Genomic DNA, 16,030 nt, shown 5'->3' with positions numbered 1-16,030 from the left:
AACCAAGGAGATCCATGCGTACCGTCAGGACGTTCGCGGCCGCCGTCGTACTCGTCGCGGGACTCGCCGCCTGCGGCAACGGCGACGAGGCACAAGCAGAGGCAGGGGCAGGCAGCGGCACGGTGACCATCGGCGCCCAGGCGAAGGGCGTCGCCAAGCCGACCGAGCTCAAGGTCGAGCAGCAGCAGCGCATCGCCGACCTGGTCCCCGAGGCGATCAAGGAGGACGGCAAGCTCACCATCGGTCTCGGCGCGCTGCCGACCGGCTTCCCGCCGCTGGCCTTCGTCGGCGACGACGACAAGACGATCACCGGGGCGGAGCCCGACCTCGGCCGGCTCGTCGCCGCGGTCCTCGGCCTCACGCCCGAGTTCAACAACGACACCTGGGACAACCTCTTCGTCGGCATCGACTCCGGCAAGAACGAGGTCGGCTTCTCGAACATCACCGACACCGAGCAGCGCAAGGAGAAGTACGACTTCGCCTCGTACCGCCAGGACAACCTGGGCTTCGCGGTGAAGGCCGGCAACACCTGGAACTTCGACAAGGACTATACGAAGCTCGCCGGGCTCAAGGTCGCCGTCGGCGCCGGCACCAACCAGGAGAAGATCCTGGTCGCGTGGCAGGAGAAGCTCAAGGGCGAGGGCAAGACCCTCGACATCAGGTACTTCGCCGACACGCCCAGCACGTTCAAGGCCATCGTCTCCGGGCAGCTCGACGCCTACTTCGGTCCCAACCCCGGCATCGCCTTCCAGATCAGCCAGACGCAGGGCACCCCGGACGCGGTGCGCAACGCGGGCGTCTACTCCGGCGCCGGCGAGACCCTGCAGGGCCTCATCGCGGCCACCACGAAGAAGGACAACGGCCTGGTGAAGGCGCTCGCCGAGGCGATCAACCACCTCATCGAGACCGGCGTCTACCAGCAGTGGCTGGCGGCCTACAACCTCGACACCGAGGCGGTGCAGACCTCCCAGGTGAACCCGCCGGGCCTGCCGAAGTCGAACAAGTAGGCGGCTAGCGGGACTGCTCGCGGGCGACCAGCCGGAGCAGGTCCGACATCTCGTAGCGCTCCTCGTCGACCGGGGTGAGCAGGTTGTACTGCACGAGGCGCTCGACCACCCGGTCCGCCTGCGCCGAGGGAACGCCGAGCACGTCCGACGCCGTCGTGCCGGTGATCGGCCGGTCGGCCGTCCCGAGGGCGCGCAGGGCGGCGCGGGCCTCCGGGTCGAGCGCCTCGTAGCTGTCCAGGATGCTGCGGCGCACCGACATCGCCCCGACCGCCAGCTCCTCGAGCCGCCGCTCCTCGTCCTCCAGGCGCTCGGCCAGGTGCGGCAGCGCCATCCCCGGATGGCCGGCGAGGCGGGCCCCGACGATGCGGATCGCGAGCGGCAGCTCCTCGCAGGCGGCGGCGATGCGGTCGGAGGCGTCCGGGGCCGCCTGGACCCGCTGCTCGCCGGCGGTGCTGGCGAGCAGGGCCACGGCGTCGCGGTGTTCCAGCGGGCCCAGGTTGAGCCGCCAGCCGACCTCCAGATCGAGCAGGCGGGAGCGGCTGGTCACCAGCACCAGGCACCGGCCGGCGCCCGGCAGCAGCGGGCTGAGCTGCGCGCCGCCGGCCGCGTCGTCGAGCACGAGCAGCAGCCGCCGCCCGGCGACCAGGCAGCGGAACAGCGCGGCCCGCTCGCGGTAGCCCGCCGGGACGGCGGCCGGGTCGGTGCCCAGCTCCATGAGCAGCTCGCCGAGCAGGTCGGCCGGGGTGCGCGGGGCGGTGGTGCCGTCGAGGCAGGCGAACAGCTGCCCGTCGGGGAACAGGTCGGTGAGGTGGTAGCCGGCCGCCACGGCCAGGGTCGACTTGCCGACGCCCGGCGAGCCGGAGACGAGCACGACCGTGGCGTGGCCGGTGTCCCCGGTGTCCCCGGGGTCCCCGGAGGCGCCGGCGACGGACGCGGCGATCGAGCGGAGCTGGCCGAGCACGGCCTCCCGGCCGACGAACCGTGGCGGCTTCATCGGCAGGCCCTTCGGGCGGTGGGCCGGGGCCGCCGCGGGCGCGCCGCCGGCGAGCACCGCCTGCTGGGCCGCCTGCAGCGTCGGGCCCGGCTCGACGCCCAGCTCGTCGACGATGAGCCGGCGGGCCGCGCGGTACGCCTCCAGGGCATCAGCGGCCCGGCCCGCCTGGGCCAGGGCGGTGACCAGCTGGGCCTGGGTGCGCTCGTCGAGCGGCCGCTCGGCGACCAGCTGCCGCAGCCCGGGCAGCAGGTCGCCGTGCTGGCCGAGCCGCAGCCGGGCGTCGACGAGGGCCGACGCGGCCGCCCAGCGGTGCTCCTCCAGCGCCGTCGCCGTGGCGGTCACGGTCGCGCCGAGGCCGGGCAGGTCCTCCAGCGGGGTGCCGCGCCACAGCCCCAGCGCGCGGCTGAGCCGGTCCGCGGCCTGGCGCGGCTCGTCGAACCGCATGGCCCGCCGCCCGTCCTCGGCGAGCTGCTCGAAGCGCAGCAGGTCGAGCTCGCCCGGCTCGACCCGCAGCTGGTACCCGGTCGCCTCGTGCGCCAGCCGGGCCGGCGTGTCGCCGGCGCCGGCCAGGATGCGGCGCAGGCCGTGGACGTAGGTGCGGATGTTGTAGACGGCGGACGCGGGCGGCTCGTCGGGCCAGATCCCGTCGACGAGCCGGGCGAGCGGGACGGGCCGGCCGGCGTGGAAGAGCAGGATCGCCAGCAGCGCGCGGCGGCGGGAGCCGCTGATGGCGACCGGACCCGACTCCCCCACGACCTCCAGCGGCCCCAGCACCTTGAACTGCACCCTGCCTCCGTTCCCGAACCGTCCGCGAACCGGCGTAGAGCAAGCCGTCGATGTCTTGCCCAGATCGACGGATTCTGATCCAGGCCTTCAGATGGCGAGAGATTCCATCGAACCGGTAGACAATTCGGCGGCCTCCAGGGCAGCGACCGCGTCGGCGACCCCGGCGCCCGCCCCCCGGCCGGTGCGGACCAGCTCGGCGAACGCCGCGGCCTGCCGGACCAGCGCCGCGGTCATCGCCGCGTCGCCCTCGGCCGGGTCGAGGAACGGCAGCCGCACGTGGCCCTTCGTGCCGTACACCTCGATCCCGGCGAAGTCGCCGCCCGGGAAGTGCCGGCCGAGCGACACCAGCGCGGTCGCCCCGCCGGAGAGCGTCAGCAGGGCCTGCGCGCTGTCGACGTCGCTGCCGGCCGCCCGCACCTCGGGGTCGGTCACCGGCCCGGCGGCCACCGCGGACACCGACGTGATGTCCTGACCGGTGAGCCAGCGCAGCTCGTCGAACTCGTGCACGCCCATGTCGACGAAGATGCCGCCGCTGCCGGCCCGGAACGCGACGGCGGGCGGCGCGCCGTCCCACTGCGCGGCGGACGCGAACAGCACCTCCCCGAGCTCACCGGCGGCGATACGCTCGCGGAGGCACTGCAGCGCGGGGACGAACCGGCGCCAGTACGCGACCTGGAACGCCACCCCGGCCGCGGCGGCGGCCTCGCCGGACGCGCGGATCTGGGCCGGGGTGAGCCCCGCCGGCTTCTCGCACAGCACGGGCAGGCCGGCCTTCACGGCGGCGCCGACGACCTCGGCGTGGTAGCCGGTCGGCGCGGCGACGAGCAGGCCCTCGACGTCCGGCGGCAGGTCCCCGACCGCGGGACACACCGGGAGGCCGCACTGCGCGGCGGCCGCGGCGACCGGCTCGACGACGTGGGTCACGGTGACCTCGGGGTGGCCGGCGAGGGCGCGCAGGTGCGTGCGCCCCATGCGGCCGGCCCCGGCCAGGGCGAGACGGAACGGTGCGGACGGTGCGGACATGGGTCAGTTCCCTTCGAGGACGAGCCAGTCGGTGAGGGCGGCGACGACCGCGGGAGCGCCGGTGGCGAGCACGTCGACGCCGTCGGCCCGGCGCCGCCGGCAGGTCTGCCCGCCCGCGGCCTCGACGAGCGCGACCCCGGCGGCCACGTCCCACGGTGCCGGGTCGAAGCTCACGAACGCGTCGAGCTCGCCGGTGGCCACGGCGGCCAGGTCGCAGACGGTGGAGCCGTGGTTGCGCAGGTCCTGCACGCGCGGCGCGACACCGGTGAGCAGCCGGTAGGCGTGCTCGCGCGGACCGGCCGCGTTCGGCACCGCGAATGCGACGAGGGCCCGGTCGGGCCGGGCCGGCCGGGGCGGGGCGGACGGGAGCGGCAGGCCGAGCACGGCGCCGGTCGCCGGCTGCAGGATGGTCGCGGCGACGACCTGCCCGGCGCGCTCGTCGGCGACGGCGACGCTCACCGCGTAGCGGGGCAGGCCGTGGGAGAAGTTGACGGTGCCGTCGAGCGGGTCGACGATCCAGCGCAGCCCGGACCGGCCGGGCGTCAGGCCGTCCTCCTCCCCGAGGAAGGCGTCCTCGCCACGGTACCGCGTGACGAGCGCCCGGATGGCCCGCTCGCTCTCCCGGTCGGCGGCCGTCACCGGGTCCTGCGCCCGGCCGTCCTTGAAGGCGACGCCGGTGCGCCGCTCGGCGAGCACCCGCCCGATGGCCGAGCTCCCGGCCTGCGCGGCGAGCAGCGTGAGCTGCTGCAGATCGGTCACAGTTGCTCCCCCAGCCCGGCGTAGTGCCCGTCGACGAACAGCAGCGGCGGCTCCCGGCGCAGCAGCCCGGCGGTGCGCACGGCGCCGATGAGCACGAGGTGGTCGCCGGCCTCGACGACCCGTTCGGTGCCGCAGCCGAAGTACGCGACCCCGCCGGTGAGCAGCGGGCAGCCGGTCTCCCCGTCCGGGCGCACCGGCATGCCGGCGAACTCGGCCGGGCCGCTCGGGCGGCGCGGGTCGGCGAACCAGGCGGCGCAGTGGCGCTGGTCGGCGGCGAGGACGGTGACCGCGAAGCAGCCCGAGCGGTCGACCGCGCCGAGCAGCCGGCAGTCCCGCTTGAGACAGACGAGCAGCAGCTGCGGGTCGAGCGACACGGTCGTGAACGAGTTCACCGTCATGCCGATCGGCCCGCCGTCGCCGCAGGAGGTGACCACGGCGACGCCGGTGGCGAACCGCCCGGCGATCGAGCGGAACCGGCGGCTGTCGGCCGCTTGCGCGGCCACGGCGCTCACCGGGCCTCCCCCGCGCCGACCAGCTCGGCCAGCCGGCGCCGGTCGGTCTTGCCGTTGGCGTTGGTCGGCAGCGCGTCGAGGTGGCGCACCTGCGCCGGGACCATGTACGCCGGCAGCCGCCGCGCGCAGTCGCCGGGCAGGTCCGCCGCGGCGGCCGGGTCGCCGGTGTACACCGCCCGCAGTACTGTCGAATCCCCCGCCTCCACGGCGAGCACGACGGCGTCGAGGACGCCCGGGTGCGCGCGCAGCACGGTCTCCACCTCGCCCAGCTCGATCCGGTAGCCGTGGACCTTCACCTGGTCGTCGAGGCGGCCGCAGTGCAGCAGCCCGCCCTGTCCCGGCTGTCCGCGGCGCACCCGGTCGCCGGTGCGGTAGTAGCGCACGCCGCCGCGGGTGACGAACCGGCCCGCGTCGTGGGCCGGGTCGAGGTAGCCGGCGAAGCACTGCGGTCCCCCGACGCACAGCTCGTCGTCGAGGACCCACGCGTCGAGGTGCGGGTGGACCTCGCCGATCGGCACGGTGCCGTTGGCGGTGTCCGGCCAGTCCGCGCGGCGGGCCGGCAGGCGGTAGCCGGTGCAGGTGACGGTCAGCTCGGTCGGACCGTAGAGGTTCTCCACGATGCTGGCGGGCGCCGCGTCGGCCCACGCGCCGGCCTGGTCGAGGGTGAGCGGCTCGCCCGCGAAGAGGCTGTACCGCAGCGACGGCATCGCCCCGGGCGACAGCATCCGCAGCCGCCGGGCCAGCGACACGACCGACGGCACGGAGAACCAGTGCGTGATGCGCCGCTCCCGCACCCAGCGCACCGGGGTCAGGATCTCGTCGGGCTGCGGCACCACCAGGGTCGCGCCGCTGCCCCAGGCGACGAACATGTCGAACACCGACGGGTCGAAGGTGAGGTCGAACGTCTGCGAGATCCGGTCGCCCGGCCCGGCCTCGTACCGGTCCAGGCAGTACGCGAGGTAGGCGTCGGCGTTGCGGTGCCGGATCGGCACGCCCTTGGGCCGGCCGGTCGACCCGGACGTGAACAGCGTGTAGGCGACGTCGTCGGGCTGGGCCGACCCGGCCGGCGGCGGGGCCGCGCGCAGCGGGGCCGAGCGGGTCCAGCCGCCGGCCAGGTACAGCGTGCCGGCACCCAGGTCCAGCCGCACGTCGTCGGCCCGCTCGGCGCCGCGCTCGTCGACGACGATCAGCGACACCCCGGCCGCGCGGCACATCTGGGCGTTGCGCACCGGCGGGAACGCGGGGTTGAGCGGCACCACGACCGCGCCCGCGCGCAGGGCGGCGAGGTAGCCGGCGTAGGCGGCGAGGCTGCGGGCGGCGAGCAGGCCGACGGCCGCGGGACCGGCGCTGCTGATCGCGCCGGCGAGGCGTTCGACGATGTCGTGCAGCTGCGCGTAGGTGTACGTCTGCCCGCCGACGTCGAGCGCGGTCGCGTCGGGCGACCGCTCGACGGAGCGGCGGAACCAGTGGTACATGGTCACGGCGATCCCTTCCGGTTCGGTTCGGCGTAGGCACAACTGAGGGGCAGCCGGCAGTGGCCGCGCAGGGTGCGCCAGCGCAGGCCCCGCCAGGCGCCGGCGGTGGCGCCGGGCGGGACGGGGATGGTCCAGGGCCGGGCCGCCAGGCCGGTGCCGGTCGCCTTCGCGCAGGCCTCCTGCACGGTCCAGACCCAGGCGAGCTCCTCGGCCCGGTCGGCCGGCGGGAGGCGCAGCAGGGCGGGGCAGCAGCGGCGGGCCAGGCGGTCCCCGGCCGGGTACGGCGCCTGCACGTCCACGCCGACCATCCCGCCGCCCGTGTGGACGGCGGCGGCGACGAGGCCGCCCGAGTGCGAGAGGCTGACGGTGACCGTTTCGCCGATGAGGTACGGCTGGCCGCGTACCCGGGTGCCGAGGTCCGCCCGGGCCGCGTCGGGGCCGGCGACCGCGGCCAGGAGGCGGCGCAGGACGGCCCGGGCGGCCGCCCGCTCGGCCGCCCGCCACCGGCGCACCGCCCCCGGCCCCGCCGTCCGGGGCGGCTCCACCGGCCCGGCCCCGACGGCGACGAAGACGCCCGGCGCGACGGCGAGGGCGTTCACGACCCCGCCCCCGACGACAGCAGCTCGTCGGCGTGGTCGGCGAGGCCGGCCAGCATCGCGCCGGTGGCACCGCCGGCGATGGCGAACATGGCCGCCTCGGTGCGCAGCTGGGCCTCGCCGCCGTCACGGAACGCGTCCGCGCCGCGCAGGTGCACGCACTCGGCGAGCACCCGCTCGACGGTCTCGCCGGCGGCCGCCTTCAGCAGCATCCCGGTGGCCGGGGCGACCGGCCCGGCGCCCGGCGCCAGCAGCGGCTCGCTGATCGCGTCGAGCTGGGCCAGGGCGAGCACGCAGCGGGCGAACCGCTCGCGCACGGCCGGGTTGTCCCAGAGCCGCCCGCCGCCGGCCGGCCGGTCGCGCAGCCACGCGTGCAGGCCGGTGAGCTGCCGCCGGCACAGCGCCCGGGCCCACAGCGCGCCGGCCAGGCGTTCGGTGCCGATCTGGCGGGCGAACGCGGCCATCGCCCGGCCCGGGCGCCCGGCGAGGTGCCCGGCGTCGAGGGCCACGCCGGTGAACCGCAGGTGCCCGGTGCCCGCCCCGGCGAACGCCGTGCGGGACGCCGGGTGCACGACCACGCCGGCCGCGGCCATCGGCACGAGGACCCAGCAGAAGCTGGTGAAGTGCCGGGCCGGGCGGTGGCGGGCGAGCACGAGCGCGTGGTCGCACAGGGTGGCGTTGGTGATCCAGTCCTTGCCGCCGTCGAGCCGCACCGCGTCCCCGGTCAGGGTGGCGCCGGTGGCGGCGTCGAGCAGGTCGGAGCCGGACCCGGCGGCGTCGGTGACGGCGAGCGCGACGACGGTCTCGCCGCGCAGCAGCTCGCCGAGGATCCGTTCGGCGCGCGGCCCGGCGGCCTCGGACATCAGCGGTACCACCGTGGCCACCTGGACGCAGACGGACAGGACCACGCCGAGGGGGAACCGGGCGTCGAGCTCGCGCAGCAGCAGCGCGAGCCGGCGGCGGTCCGGTTCGAGCCGGCCGCCGGGCGGGTAGAGCGCGGCGAGCACGCCGTTGGCACCGAGGGCCCGCCAGACCGCGTGCGGGTGGTCGTGGTGGACGCAGTCCAGGGCGATCCGCAGCGCGGCGTCGAAGTCGTCCGCGACGGGCGCCTCCCGGTCCAGGGTCTCAAGCAAGGCGCACCCCCTGGTCCAGGGCGGTCAGCGCGCCGTTGGCCAGCCGCAGCCGGTCGTTGCCGTAGTTCAGCGACGCCGAGCGCAGGTCGCGGAACGCCTGCTCCAGGCCGAGCGGCGACCCGGTGAGGTAGCCGTGCCGCAGCCCGGCCAGCTCGACGGTCTCGTGGACGGCGGCGAAGCACTCGTCGGCCGCCCGCACCTTGAGGGTGTTGAGCACGAGTTGTACCGGCGGGGCCGAGCGGTCCGGCGCCGCCCGCACGACGGCGAGGGTGTGCCGCAGCAGGGCGTTGACGACGTCGAGCCGCTCGCGGACGCCGGCCAGCCGCAGCCGCACCAGCTCCGAGGTGAGGTCGAACTGGCGGCGCCCGGCCGGGCCGCGGGCGTGGCGCAGCAGCCGCGAGTACGCACCCGCGGCGGTGCCGAGCCAGGCGGCCGACCAGCCGAGGTGCGCGAGCGGGCCGAAGACCGCGGTCGTGATGTCGCGGAACGCGCCGTGGCCGCCGATGACCTGCCACTGCGGTGCCGCGCCGCGCAGCCGCATCGGCACGCTGTGCGTGGCCCGCATGCCGAGCGGCTGCCAGTCGCCGAGCACCTCCAGGTCGAGCTGGTCGCGGCCGGCGTAGACGAGGTCGACCTGGCTGGGGGCGGTGGCGCCCGGCGAGCGGGTGGTGACGAGGAACCCGTCGGCGTGGAGGCCGCCGGTGACGATCGGGGCGTCGCGGTCGATCCGCAGCACGCCCTCGTCCTCGGTCACCTCCGACTCGCTGGTGAGCAGGTGGCCGCCCTTGCCCGGCTCGGTGGTGACCGAGGCGAGGTACACGTCCCCGGCGGCGACCGCCGGCAGCACCTCCTCGCGCAGCTTGTCGCCGCCGTAGCCGTCGAGCGCGGCGACCTGCTGGCAGTGCATGGTGAAGACGAGCGCGACCGACAGGTCGGTGCGGCCGAGCCGCTCGGTGACGTCGACGAGGTCGTCGAGGCTCGCGCCGAAGCCGCCGTACCGCTGGGGCACGGTCAGCCCGAGCAGCCCCGAGCGGCGCATGGCGGCCAGCGCCTCGACCGGGAACTGCGCGGACCGGTCGGTGTCGGCGCGCCCGGCCTCGGCCGCGGCCTCGACCCGCTCGACGGCGTCCACCCATTCGGCGGTCATCGGCGCTCACCCCCGACCGGCGTGCGCAGCTCCTCGATGACCGCCCACAGGCCGCCGCCCGTCTCGAACGTGCTGTCGACGAGCTTGTCGTCGGGCACCTGCACGCCGAACGTGTCCTCGACGGCGAACAGCAGCTCGATCTCGCGCATCGAGTCGAGGCCGAGGTCGCGCAGCCGGGACTCGGGGCGGATCTCCTGGTCACCGGCGAACTTCAGGAACGGCCGGAGCATGGCGACGAAGTCGGGGTTCACGGGGTACCTCCTAGATGGACTCACGGACGATGCAGAGGCGGGAGGCGGCGACGACGCGGTCCCCGTCGACCACGACCTCGCTGGGGGCGGGGTGACCGAGGAAGGCGAGGAGGCTGGCGGTGAGGCCGTAGGCGCCGACGTTGGGCACGCACAGCAGGTCGCCCGGCCGCACGGCGGGCAGGTTCGCCGCTCTCGCCCACGTGTCCAGGGGCGTGCACAGCGGACCGGCGACGATCGCCGTGGTGAGGCCGTCGGCGTGGCCATCGGTTTCGGCGACCAGGTCGGGCACCAGCGGCGGGAGGCGGCGCAGGCCGGACATGCCGCCGAGGTGGTTGATCCCGGACTCGAGGACGACGACCGGGGTGCCGTGCGACGTCTTCACGTCGAGCACGCGGGTGTAGAGGCGGCCGGCGGTGGCGGTGAGGTACCGCCCGGACTCGAACGCCACGAGGGGCTCCTCGTGCCGCCAGCCGGGGAAGGCCGCGTCGAGGCGGGGCTCGACGAGCGCGGCGAGCCCGTCGAGGGCGGCCCGCTCGCCGTGCCGGCCGAACGGCGCGCCGAACCCGCCGCCGAGGTTGAGCAGCCGCAGCTCGCCGCCGAGCAGTCCGTGCAGCCGGTGTGCGGTGCCGATCGCGGTGGCGAACTGGGCGGCGAGGGCGTCGACGCCGTCGATATTGCTGCCCATGTACAGGTGGAAGCCGCCGATCCGGGCGTGCGGGCGGGACCGGAACCGTTCGGGCTCGGCCTCGACCCACTCGGCGTCGGCGCCGAACTGCGACGCGACCCCGGTCATGGTGAGGCCCTGCCCGGCGGCCGGGACCTTGTCGTTGACCCGCAGCAGGACGTCGACGGTCGCGCCAAGCCCGGCGGCGACCCGGTCGAGCTGGTCGAGGGCGTGCGGCGAGTCGGCGGAGAACCAGGTGACGCCGGCCTTGACCGCCTCGGCCAGCTCGTCGGTGCGGCGGCCGGGGCCGGTGTACAGCATCCGCTCGGGCGGCACGCCGGCGCTCAGGGCGGCGGCCAGCTCGCCGGTGGAGCACACCTCGGCGCCTTGCCGGGCCAGCTCGGCGACGATCGCCGGGTGGGGGTTGGCCTTGAGCGAGTAGTACAGCCGGCTCGGCACCGGCAGCGCGGCCCGCAGCGCGGCGTGGTTGTCGCGCACGACCGCCAGGTCGTAGACGTAGGCGGGCGTCGTCAGGTCGTCAGGCCGCATCGCGATCACCCGCCACGGCGGCGGCGAGGGCCGCCCGGTCGACCTTGCCGTTGGTGGTCAGCGGCAGGCTCGCCACGACCAGGCAGCGGGACGGGACCTTGAGCGCGTCGAGCTGGTCGCGCAGGCCGCTCAGCACCTCGCCGGGCGCGAGGTCGCTCACCACGACGAGCGTGGCGCCGGCGGTGCCGGTCGCGGCGGGTGGCAGTACACCTGCCGCATGCACGCCCGGAACGCGGTATGCGGCGGCCTCGACCTCGGTCGCGCTGACCCGGGTGCCGTTCTCCTTGTACTGGTCGTCGCGGCGGCCCTCGAAGTAGACATAGCCGTCGGCGTCGACCCGGCCGTGGTCGCCGGTGCGCAGCTGCGGGAACAGCCCGTCCTGGCGCGGGAAGCGCTGGGCGGTCAGCTCGGGGCGGCGCCAGTAGCCGGCCATCACGTGCGGGCCGCGGACGACCAGCTCGCCGGTCTCGCCCGCCGGGAGCCGTCCCCCGTCCGGGCCGGCGGCGTAGATCTCGGTGCCGGGCAGGGCGCGGCCGGTCGCGCCGGGGCGGCGCAGGTCCTCGTCCGGCGGCAGGATGGCGGCCCGCTTGCACTCGGTGAGGCCGAACATCAGCTGCACCCGCAGGCCCGGCAGGCACTCCCGCAGCCCGGCGAGCACGTCGGGCGGCATCGCCGCGCCGGTGTTGGTGAGCAGCCGCAGCGCCGGTCGTGCCGTGGTGGGCCGGCGCAGCAGCCGCAGCAGGTTGATGGCGACCGACGGGACGGCCGGCAGGACGGTGGCGCCGGCCTCGGCGAGGGCGGCGGCGAGCCGCCGGCCGTTGTCCTGCTCGGCGCCGAGGTGCAGCCGGCAGCCGGCGAGGGTGCACAGGAACAGCTGGTAGAGGCCGTAGTCGAAGGACGGCGGCAGCGGGCCGTAGACGACGTCGCCGGGCTCGTAGCGCAGCTGGGAGTGGATGGCGGTGGCGGCGAAGACGACCTGGGCGTGGGTGGAGACGACGGCCTTGGGCATGCCGGTGCTGCCGGAGGTGTAGATGAAGCAGACCGGGTCGACCGGGAGCGGGCCCGCTCCGGTCCACTGTGGACCGTCGAGCTGGTCGGGGCCGCAGGCCGGGATGCCGCGGGCCTCGGCGAGCGCGCGGGCGCCGGCGTCGGTCGTGACGAGCAGCGCCGGCTCGGCGTCGTCGAGGACGTGCGCGACCGTGACGTCCGGGGCGGGCACCTTGGTCACGGCGAACACGGCGCCGGCTCTTGCGATGCCGTAGAGCAGCGCGGCCAGGCCGGCGTCGTTCGGCACGGCGACGACGACCCGGTCGCCCCGGCGGACCCCGAGCCGGTGCAGGCCGGCGGCGGCGCGGCGGCTGGCGTCGCGCAGCCCGGCGTAGGTGAGGGTGGTGCGGCCGTCGGTGACGGCGACCGCGTCGGGCCGCTGCCCGGCGGTGTGGTCGAGGAGGTCGTGCAGGACCGTCATCTGCCGCTCCTTCCGGCGGTGGCGAACATGGCGCACAGCGACCCGACGTCGCGGAGGTTCTCGGCGGTGAGGGCGTCGCCGGGGACGGTGACGCCGAGGTCGTGCTCGACCCGTTCGATGACGTCGACGAGCCGGAACGAGTTGAAGCCGGGCAGGTCGCGCAGGGTGCGGGCGGCGCGCAGCCGCTCGTCCTCGATGTCGAGCGTCTCCCGCAGGGCGGTGAGCACGGCGGTCTCGACGTCGAGGGCTCCGAGCAGCTCGGCCAGCTCGTCGACGAGCGCGGCGTTCGGCCTGCCGCGGCGCTGGGCGAGGTACGTGCGGGCGGCGAGCTGCTGCCAGCGCTCGCGCTGCGATTCGGTCGGTCGACCGACCGAGGCCAGCCAGTCCTCGTGCAGCTGCTGCTCCCGCCCGAGCAGCCAGACGTCGAGCACGAGCCGTTCCTCCGCCGTGCCCAGCGCCTCGCGGGTCCGGGCCAGGAACGCCTCGACGGCCGGCCGCGCGCGGTCCTGCCGCTCGGCCTCGCCGGCCAGGATCGCGTCCGGGTCCAGGCGGGGCGGCGGGCCGGCGGCCACGGCGAGCACGTGCGCGCCGCCTTCGAGGGCCGCGTCGAACGCCTCGGCCGTGAGGCGCCACACGCCGGGGCGGGCCTCGCCCCAGGCGGTGTCGTTGTGGTACGCGTCGACGACCGTGACCTCGTCGCCGGCCGCGCGGGCCAGGAAGCTGTGCCGCATGTGCTCGTGGCCGGCGTAGGGGCACCAGGGCAGGTCGAAGGCGTCGGCGCTGACGTAGAGGAAGTCCTCGGCCAGGCGCCGGGTCTGCGGCCCGGTCAGGCGCAACCAGCGGCCGTCGACGCGCAGCCCGAGCAGCGCCTCGGCCTGCGCGGCCCGCTCGTCGGGGGTGGCGGGCCGCCCGCCGTCGCGGAACGGCCGGGCGGCGCCCAGGGCGAGGTGGGTGCCGGCGCCGTGGGCCGCGTCGGCCAGCAGCGCGAAGCTGGTCTGCAGGCAGTCGAGCGCGCTCGCGTGCAGGTCGCGCAGGATCGGGGTCCAGACCGGGTCGGACATGTGGTGCTCCCGGGGTTCGGGCCGGGGCCGCGCCGGTCGCACGGCCCCGGCGGAGCGGATCAGAGGCTGTTCGCCCACTCGGCGAGGATCCGGCCCTGCTCGGCCAGCGCGTGCTCGTCGGAGTCGATCGGGTCCTTGAAGAAGAAGCCGAGCTGGCGGACCGGTCCGGCGTGGCCGGCCGCGTGGGCGGCGGCGGTGAGCCGGGCCAGGTCGAGCACGAGCGGCGCGGCGAGGGTCGAGTCGACGCCGCTCCAGGTCAGCTGCATCGACATGCGCACGCCGAGGAAGCCCTCGAACGACACGTGGTCCCAGGCCGTCTTGTGGTCGCCGAGGTCGGGCACGTTGTCGATGTGCAGCGGCGCGGTGACGTCGTGGCCGAGCATCGCGGGCAGGACGCCCGACTTCGAGCTGAGCTTGCTCTTGGCGTTGGCCGGGTCCTCCAGGGTGGCGCCGTCGCCGCCGCCGAGCAGGTTGATGCCGGCCCAGGACAGCACGTGCAGGGCCCGCACGCTGAACATCGGCGCGAGCGCGGTGCGCAGGAGGGTCTCGCCGGTCTTGCCGTCGGAGCCGGCGAAGGGCACGCCCTGGCGCTGGGCGAGCCGCTCCAGGGCGGGCAGCCGCGCGCCGGTCGACGGGGTGAAGTCGACGAACCCGCAGCCGGCTTGGAACGCCGCGTAGGCGGCCAGGGAGCTGCCCGGCAGCACCTGCCGGCCGGGCTCGCGCAGGGCGGCCTCGAGCGCGTCGAGCTCGTCGTGGGCCGGGTCGTACGCCGCCGGCGGCTCGGTCGAGGAGACGTTGACGACGACGACCCGCGACAGGTCGTGCCGGGCGCGGAAGTCCGCGATGTCGGCGGCGAGCCGCTCGGCCGCACCGGCCTGGGTGCCGGTGTCGTTGCGCGCGTCGTAGCCGGGGCGCAGGTCGGCCTCGACCCCGGCCAGGCTGCCGCGGACGGCCTCCAGCAGCGGCCCCGGCACCACACCGCTGTCCACCAGGGACTCGGCGCGCTTCTCCAGCGGCGTGTCGACGATGTCGTGGCCGCCGATGACGATGTCGGTCCACGGGGCGAGCGGCGCGTCCCGCAGCAGGTCGGTGTCGGTGACGCAGCCCGTCGAGCGGGTCAGGCCGGCGCGCAGGGCCAGCAGGCCGGCGATCGCCGTGGTGGCGACGGAGCCGCGGGCGCCGTTGAGCCACAGGCCGATCGGCCGGTCACAGTGCGATGCGGTCACGGAGGGTCCTTTCCTGGGTGGGCGGGTCGTCACCGGACGGTGAGGACCTTGGCGATCGCCTCGGCGACGTCGTGCATGTCGCGCTCGCCGCCGAGGAAGGTGCTGTGGTGGGTCTGGACGGAGCGGTCGGCGAGCCGCTCCGTGTTGGGGTAGCGCCGGTCGCGGTGCAGCTCGACGAACCGCTCGGCGAGCGGGGCGAGCACCGGCTTGGTCCACGGGCGCAGCAGCACGCTGCGGTGCAGCGGCTCGTCGGTGACGTAGCAGCGCTTGCCGAGCTCGGCGGTGAGCGCCGCGGCGACGTCGGCGTTGGTGCGCCCGGGCGGCAGCTCGTCGAAGATGATCGTGCCCTCGTAGATGGACATGCGGGTCTGCCGCGGCGGCGGCTGGAGCAGCCGGACGCCGGGCACGTCGGCGAGGAGTTCGGTGAGGAGGGCGTAGTTGGCGTTGCGGACCGCGTGCTGGGCGTCGAGGCGGGTCAGCTGGGCGCAGAGCACGGCGGCGTTGAACTCGCTCATGCAGAAGTTCGCACCCTGGACCGACGCCGACTCCTCGAGGTCCAGTTCTCCGCGTGGGGTGCTGTCCCGGCGGTACCGCCGGGAGTCCGCCCGCAGCTCCTCCAGCACCGGCGCCAGCTCGTCGTCGTCGGTGACGACCGCGCCGCCCTCGCCGCCGCTGAGCACCTTGCCGTGCTGGAAGCTGAAGCAGCCGAGCCGCCCCATCGAGCCGGCCTGGCGGCCCTCCCACGTCCCGCCGTGCGCCTGCGCGGCGTCCTCGACGACGGCCATGCCGTGCCGGTCCGCGGCGGCGACGAGCGCCGGCACGTCGGCCATGACCGAGGCCCAGTGCACGGCGACGACCGCCCGCGCGTCGACCGAGGTGTCGAGCTGGTCGGGCCCGACGCAGCCGGTGAGCGGGTCGACGTCGACGAGAACGGGCACCAGCCCGGCCCGCAGCGCGGCGGTGGCCGACGCGGTCCAGGTCAGCGCCGGCACCAGGACGGTCGAGCCGAACGGCAGCCGCAGCGCCTCCAGGGCGACGACGAGCGCGCTGGACCCGTGGTCGACGGGCACGCAGTGCCGGCTGCCGACGTACCGCGCGAAGTCCCGGGCGAAGCGCCGCTCGAACAGCTCGGCGCCGTCGACGGCGGGGCTGCTGATCGCCCACCGTCCACTGTGGAGGACCTGGGCGAGGTTGTGCTCGGCGCCGGGCGCCGGCTCGGGCCAGCGGGGCCACGGGCGGGTGGGGTCACGGACCGGCGGGCCGCCGTCGACGGCGAGCCGTGCGGTGGACTGCGATGTGGTCGTCATGCGTCCAACGCTGGCCCGGCGGGATACACGCCCGATACACGCCCGATACGCCCCCACGGCCCGTCAGAACGC

Annotated in this window: 15 protein-coding genes; 1 reads left to right on the top strand and 14 read right to left on the bottom strand. The window is 75.9% G+C overall.

The features are described from left to right. The first annotated feature begins 14 nt into the window (after window positions 1–14). Window positions 15–1,007, top strand: coding sequence for a transporter substrate-binding domain-containing protein (locus IEZ31_RS27740; RefSeq protein ID WP_190252927.1), 993 nt, complete (start codon window positions 15–17; stop codon window positions 1,005–1,007). A 4-nt stretch (window positions 1,008–1,011) separates the two neighbouring features. On the opposite strand, the gene IEZ31_RS27735 is transcribed toward IEZ31_RS27740, so the two are convergent. The 14 genes from IEZ31_RS27735 to IEZ31_RS27670 form a co-directional block, all read right to left on the bottom strand. Continuing rightward, the gene (locus tag IEZ31_RS27735; RefSeq protein WP_190252926.1) at window positions 1,012–2,787 is read right to left on the bottom strand and encodes an AfsR/SARP family transcriptional regulator; all 1,776 of its coding nucleotides are present in this window, start codon (window positions 2,785–2,787) and stop codon (window positions 1,012–1,014) included. Between the two features lie 87 nt (window positions 2,788–2,874). Continuing rightward, window positions 2,875–3,810 (bottom strand): Gfo/Idh/MocA family protein, encoded by a 936-nt coding sequence (locus IEZ31_RS27730; protein ID WP_190252925.1) that lies wholly within the window; start codon window positions 3,808–3,810, stop codon window positions 2,875–2,877. Window positions 3,811–3,813: 3 nt separating this feature from the next. Further along, on the bottom strand, window positions 3,814–4,569 hold the full coding sequence (locus IEZ31_RS27725; protein ID WP_190252924.1) for an inositol monophosphatase family protein: 756 nt from the start codon (window positions 4,567–4,569) through the stop codon (window positions 3,814–3,816). Further along, window positions 4,566–5,081, bottom strand: coding sequence for a flavin reductase family protein (locus IEZ31_RS27720; RefSeq protein ID WP_190252923.1), 516 nt, complete (start codon window positions 5,079–5,081; stop codon window positions 4,566–4,568). The genes IEZ31_RS27725 and IEZ31_RS27720 overlap by 4 nt, the downstream gene beginning before the upstream one ends. After that, window positions 5,078–6,556 carry an AMP-binding protein gene (locus IEZ31_RS27715; RefSeq protein ID WP_190252981.1) on the bottom strand — a complete coding sequence of 493 codons (1,479 nt, stop codon included), beginning with the start codon at window positions 6,554–6,556 and terminating at the stop codon, window positions 5,078–5,080. The genes IEZ31_RS27720 and IEZ31_RS27715 overlap by 4 nt, the downstream gene beginning before the upstream one ends. Window positions 6,557–6,558: 2 nt before the next feature. Beyond that, window positions 6,559–7,155 (bottom strand): 4'-phosphopantetheinyl transferase family protein, encoded by a 597-nt coding sequence (locus IEZ31_RS27710; protein ID WP_229835898.1) that lies wholly within the window; start codon window positions 7,153–7,155, stop codon window positions 6,559–6,561. Beyond that, complete coding sequence (locus IEZ31_RS27705) at window positions 7,152–8,285, bottom strand: acyl-CoA dehydrogenase family protein (protein ID WP_229835897.1); 1,134 nt, start codon at window positions 8,283–8,285, stop codon at window positions 7,152–7,154. Before IEZ31_RS27705 ends, IEZ31_RS27710 begins: the two co-directional genes overlap by 4 nt. Next, window positions 8,278–9,432, bottom strand: a complete 1,155-nt coding sequence (locus IEZ31_RS27700; protein ID WP_190252922.1) for an acyl-CoA dehydrogenase family protein — start codon at window positions 9,430–9,432, stop codon at window positions 8,278–8,280. Before IEZ31_RS27700 ends, IEZ31_RS27705 begins: the two co-directional genes overlap by 8 nt. Continuing rightward, complete coding sequence (locus tag IEZ31_RS27695; protein ID WP_190252921.1) at window positions 9,429–9,683, bottom strand: acyl carrier protein; 255 nt, start codon at window positions 9,681–9,683, stop codon at window positions 9,429–9,431. The genes IEZ31_RS27700 and IEZ31_RS27695 overlap by 4 nt, the downstream gene beginning before the upstream one ends. A gap of 10 nt (window positions 9,684–9,693) precedes the next feature. Next, window positions 9,694–10,896: a type III PLP-dependent enzyme domain-containing protein gene (locus tag IEZ31_RS27690; protein ID WP_190252920.1), complete on the bottom strand. Its 1,203-nt coding sequence runs from the start codon at window positions 10,894–10,896 to the stop codon at window positions 9,694–9,696. Beyond that, the gene (locus tag IEZ31_RS27685; RefSeq protein WP_190252919.1) at window positions 10,886–12,364 is read right to left on the bottom strand and encodes a class I adenylate-forming enzyme family protein; all 1,479 of its coding nucleotides are present in this window, start codon (window positions 12,362–12,364) and stop codon (window positions 10,886–10,888) included. Before IEZ31_RS27685 ends, IEZ31_RS27690 begins: the two co-directional genes overlap by 11 nt. Next, a complete protein-coding gene (locus tag IEZ31_RS27680; protein WP_190252918.1) occupies window positions 12,361–13,425 on the bottom strand; it encodes an acyl carrier protein in 1,065 nt (354 codons plus the stop codon). Before IEZ31_RS27680 ends, IEZ31_RS27685 begins: the two co-directional genes overlap by 4 nt. Window positions 13,426–13,484: 59 nt before the next feature. Continuing rightward, the gene (locus IEZ31_RS27675; protein ID WP_229835896.1) at window positions 13,485–14,651 is read right to left on the bottom strand and encodes an inositol-3-phosphate synthase; all 1,167 of its coding nucleotides are present in this window, start codon (window positions 14,649–14,651) and stop codon (window positions 13,485–13,487) included. 29 nt (window positions 14,652–14,680) lie between these two features. Beyond that, the gene (locus IEZ31_RS27670; RefSeq protein WP_190252917.1) at window positions 14,681–15,958 is read right to left on the bottom strand and encodes a DegT/DnrJ/EryC1/StrS family aminotransferase; all 1,278 of its coding nucleotides are present in this window, start codon (window positions 15,956–15,958) and stop codon (window positions 14,681–14,683) included. Window positions 15,959–16,030 lie beyond the last annotated feature (72 nt).

This window comes from Dactylosporangium sucinum (genome assembly GCF_014647515.1).
In the GTDB taxonomy this organism is placed as follows: Bacteria; Actinomycetota; Actinomycetes; order Mycobacteriales; family Micromonosporaceae; genus Dactylosporangium; species Dactylosporangium sucinum.
The sequence above is the reverse complement of the archived record's forward strand: the minus strand, read 5'-3'. Positions and strand labels throughout refer to the sequence as shown.

Bases quoted from the DNA above. Each gene is read 5' to 3' on its own strand.
- IEZ31_RS27680 (WP_190252918.1), bottom strand. From the start codon at position 13,425: ATGTCCGACCCGGTCTGGACCCCGATCCTGCGCGACCTGCACGCGAGC.
- IEZ31_RS27700 (WP_190252922.1), bottom strand. From the start codon at position 9,432: ATGACCGCCGAATGGGTGGACGCCGTCGAGCGGGTCGAGGCCGCGGCC.
- IEZ31_RS27690 (WP_190252920.1), bottom strand. From the start codon at position 10,896: ATGCGGCCTGACGACCTGACGACGCCCGCCTACGTCTACGACCTGGCG.
- IEZ31_RS27740 (WP_190252927.1), top strand. From the start codon at position 15: ATGCGTACCGTCAGGACGTTCGCGGCCGCCGTCGTACTCGTCGCGGGA.
- IEZ31_RS27670 (WP_190252917.1), bottom strand. From the start codon at position 15,958: ATGACGACCACATCGCAGTCCACCGCACGGCTCGCCGTCGACGGCGGC.
- IEZ31_RS27730 (WP_190252925.1), bottom strand. From the start codon at position 3,810: ATGTCCGCACCGTCCGCACCGTTCCGTCTCGCCCTGGCCGGGGCCGGC.
- IEZ31_RS27715 (WP_190252981.1), bottom strand. From the start codon at position 6,556: ATGTACCACTGGTTCCGCCGCTCCGTCGAGCGGTCGCCCGACGCGACC.
- IEZ31_RS27685 (WP_190252919.1), bottom strand. From the start codon at position 12,364: ATGACGGTCCTGCACGACCTCCTCGACCACACCGCCGGGCAGCGGCCC.